Annotated in this window: 1 protein-coding gene; it reads left to right on the forward strand. The window is 76.6% G+C overall.

Annotated elements, in window-relative coordinates; translation table 11 throughout:
* Window positions 1-4191 (forward strand): type I polyketide synthase (locus tag B5D80_RS32490; RefSeq protein ID WP_144081846.1); only part of this gene is annotated, 4191 nt, incomplete at both ends.

A 4191-nucleotide genomic window follows, 5' to 3' on the forward strand; every position in this document is an offset into this window, starting at 1 on the left:
TCATCGCCCTCCGCGCCCAAGCCATCACCACCATCACCGGCCACGGCACCATGGCCTCCATCGCCCTACCCGCCGCGCGGATCACCGCCCGGTGGGGGGACCGGATCACGGTGGCCGTGACCAACGCCGAGGACGCCACCGTCGTCGCCGGTGACCCGGACACGATCGCCGAGGTGGTGGCCGCCTACACCGCCGAGGAGGTCCGGGCGAAGGTGCTGCCCGTCGACTACGCCTCGCACTCGCCGTACGTCGAGCCGCTGCGCGAGCCGATCCTGGCGGCACTCGACGGCATCACCCCGCAGCCGTCCCGCATCCCGTTCTACTCCACGGTCACCGCCGACGAGTTCGACACCCGGGGCCTGACCGCCGAGTACTGGTTCACCAACCTGCGCAGCCCGGTCCGCTTCGACCGGGCCATCGCCCGGCTGCGCGAGCAGGGCCACCGCACCTTCATCGAGATCAGCCCGCACCCGGTGCTGACCCCGGCGATCGGCGACGGCGCCTTCGGCACCCTGCGACGCGACGAGGGTGACCGCCGCCGGTTCCTCACCGCGCTGGGCGCCGTGCACGCCGCCGGCGTGGCGGTGGACTGGACCGCCGCGATCGGCCCGGCCCGCCGGGTGCCGGTGCCGACGTACGCCTTCCAGCACGCCCGTTACTGGCTGGACGCCCCGGCGCGGGCCGGCGACGCGACCGGGCTCGGCCTGGGCGCGGCCGACCACCCGCTGCTGGGCGCGGCGGTCGACGTGGCCGACGGCGGCGCCCTGGTCCTCACCGGACGGTTGTCGCCGGGCCCGGAGCGGGCGCAGGCGGAGCTGCGGGTCGCCGGGGTGCCGGTGCTGTCCGGCGCGGCGCTGCTCGACCTGGCGCTGCGCGCCGGTGAACTGGCCGGCCTCGACCAGCTGGCGGAGCTGACCCTGGAGACGCCGCTGGCGCTGGCCGGGCCGGGGGCGCGCCTCCAGGTCGTCGTCGCGCCCCCCGGTGACGACGGTTCCCGGGAGGTCGGGGTGTTCGCCCGGGACGACGACGAGGAACCGTGGACCCGGCACGCGCACGGCCTGCTCGGCACCGCGCCGGCACCGGAGCCGGAGCCGGCCGGGTGGGCGGCGGACGGCGTTGCGGCCGCCCCGGACGAGGTGGTCGAGCGCCTCGGCGCGGCCGGTGTGGAGTGCGCCGCCGCCCCCACGGCGGTGTGGCGGCGACCCGGGGGGTACGCCACCGAGACGTCCCTGCCGGCCGGGTCGGGGCGGTTCACGCTGCATCCGGCGCTGCTGGAGGCCGCGCTGCTCCCGGCGCTGGCCGAGCAGGGTGGTCGGCTGCCCACGACGTGGCGGGGCGTCCGGCTGTGGAATCCGGCCGGCCGGCCGACCCGGGCGGTGGTGCTCCGACGGGACGCGGACACGGTGACGGTGTCGCTGACCGACGCCGACGGTGGCCCGGTCGCCGAGATCGCCGCCGTGCTGCTGGGTCCGGTGCCGGCGGTGTCGGCGGCCCGGCACCGCGATCCGCTGTACACCCTGCGCTGGTCGGCGGTCCCCCGGCCGAAGGCGGCCCCGGCACCGGAGGTGGACCTGCACGAGCTGCCCGGGGACGACGTCGCCGCCGCCCTGACCGTGCTGCGGGACCGGCTGGCCGACCCGGACGGACGGCGGCAGGTGGTGGTGACCCGGGGCCCCGGCGCGGTGGCCGGCCTGGTTCGCTGCGCCCAACTGGAGGAACCCGGGCGGATCACCCTGATCGAGTGGGACGGCGACGACGACGGCCTGCGGGCGGCGCTGGCCACCGGGCAACCGCAGGTCGCGGTGCGCGGCGGGGAACTCCTCGTCCCCCGGCTCACCCGGTTGCCGGCCGGACCGGCCGCCCCCGACCCGGACGGCACGGCGCTGCTCGTCGGCGTCGACGGCGCGCTGCGCGACGGCCTGGCCCGCGTACTGGCCCGGCGGGGCGTCACCGGGCTGGTCGTCGTCGACCCGGACGGGGCCGCCCTCCCCGACGTGGGGGTGCCGGTGACGGTCGTCCCGGGTGATCCCGCCGACCGGGAGGTGCTCGCCGAGGCGGTGCGGCTGGCGGGCGACCTGACCACGGTCGTGCACGCGGTGCACCCGGTGGCCGACGCGCCGGTGGCCACCCTCACCGCCGACGACCTCGACGGGATCGTCCGCCGGATCGTCGAACCCGCCCGGCACCTGCACGAGCTGACCAGCGGGTTGCCGGTGACCCGGTTCGTGCTCTCCGGCGCCGTGGCCGGGGTGGTGGGCGGTGTCGGGCAGGCGGCGGTCGCGGCGGCCGGCACCGCGCTGGCGGCGCTCGCCGACCGACGCCGGGCCGCCGGGCTGGCCGCCCAGGTGATCGCCTGGGGTCCACCGGTGGGCACCTCCCGCCTGGGCCTGGTGTCCCTGGACCCGCCGCGCGTCGAGGGACTGTTCACCCGGGCCCTGGACGCCGGGGTCGACGTGGTGGCCGCCCCGGTGGTCCGGTCCGCGCTGCGTGGTCAGGCCAGGGCCGGCACGTTGCCCGTCGCGCTGCGCGACCTGGTGCCCGCCGCGCCCATCCGGGGCACCGACCTCGCGTCCCGGCTGGCCGCCGCCGCCCCGGCCGACCAGCGTCGGCTCCTGCTGGACACGATCCGTGCGCAGGTGGCCGGGGTGCTGGGCCACGCCGACGCCGCCGGCATCGACGACCGCCGGGCGTTCAAGGACCTGGGTTTCGACTCGCTCACCGCGATCGAGCTGCGCAACCGGCTCGGCACGGCGGTGGGGCGTACCCTGCCGACGACCCTGATCTTCGACCACCCCAACCCGGACGCGCTGGCCGAACACCTGCGCGGGGAACTGCTCGGCACGGCCGTGGACGCGGGCGCACCGGTCGCGGTCGCCGCCGACGAACCCATCGCCATCATCGCGATGAGCTGCCGCTACCCGGGTGGCATCGCCGATCCGGACGCGCTGTGGCAGGCCGTGGTGTCCGAGGTGGACGCGCTCGGGCCGTTCCCCACCGACCGGGGCTGGCCGACGGACCTGTACGACCCCGATCCGGAGGCCACCGGCCGGACCTACGCGCGGGAGGGCGGGTTCCTCTACGACGCCGCCGAGTTCGACCCGGAGTTCTTCGGGATCAGCCCCCGTGAGGCCACCGGCATGGACCCGCAGCAGCGCCTGCTGCTCCAGACCAGCTGGGAGGCGTTCGAGCGGGCCGGCATCGATCCGCACCGGCTGCGCGGCAGCCGGACCGGGGTGTTCGCGGGAGTCGTCTACACCGACTACGGCTCCCGGGCGAATCCGGTGCCGGCCGATCTGGAGGGGTACCTCGGCATCGGCAGCGCCGGCAGCATCGCCTCCGGCCGGATCGCCTACACCCTCGGGCTGGAGGGCCCGGCCCTGACCATCGACACCGCCTGCTCGTCGTCGCTGGTGGCGCTGCACCTGGCGGTGCAGTCGCTGCGTCGGGGCGAGTGCGACCTGGCCCTGGCCGGCGGGGCGACCGTGCTGTCCACGCCGGACATCTTCATCGGCTTCTCCCGCCAGCGGGGGCTGTCACCGGACAGCCGCTGCAAGGCGTTTGCGGCCGACGCCGACGGCACGGCGTTCGCGGAGGGGGTGGGGCTGCTGCTGGTGCAACGGCTCTCCGACGCCCGCCGCGAGGGCCGGCAGGTGCTCGCGGTGATCCGGGGCACCGCCACCAACCAGGACGGCGCCTCCAACGGCCTCACCGCCCCGAACGGCCCATCCCAGCGGCGGGTCATCGGGCAGGCGCTGGCCGACGCCGGGCTGCGACCGTCCGAGGTGGACGTGATGGAGGCGCACGGGACCGGGACGACCCTGGGCGACCCGATCGAGGCGCAGGCCATCATCGCCACCTACGGGCAGGACCGCGACCAGCCGCTGCTGCTCGGTTCGTTGAAGTCCAACATCGGGCACACCCAGGCCGCCGCCGGAGTGGGTGGTGTGATCAAGATGGTGGCCGCCATGCGGCACGGGCTGGTGCCGAAAACCCTGCACGTGGCCGAGCCCACCCCGCACGTCGACTGGTCGGCGGGCGCGGTGGAGCTGGTCACCCGTGCCAGGCCGTGGCCGGAGACCGGCCGGCCCCGGCGGGCCGGGGTGTCGTCGTTCGGGATGAGCGGCACCAACGCCCACGTGGTGATCGAGCAGGGCGACCCGGTCGAGGTCCCGCCCGAGCGGCCGGCCCGGC

Source organism: Micromonospora wenchangensis, from assembly GCF_002210435.1.
Classification (GTDB): Bacteria; Actinomycetota; Actinomycetes; order Mycobacteriales; family Micromonosporaceae; genus Micromonospora; species Micromonospora wenchangensis.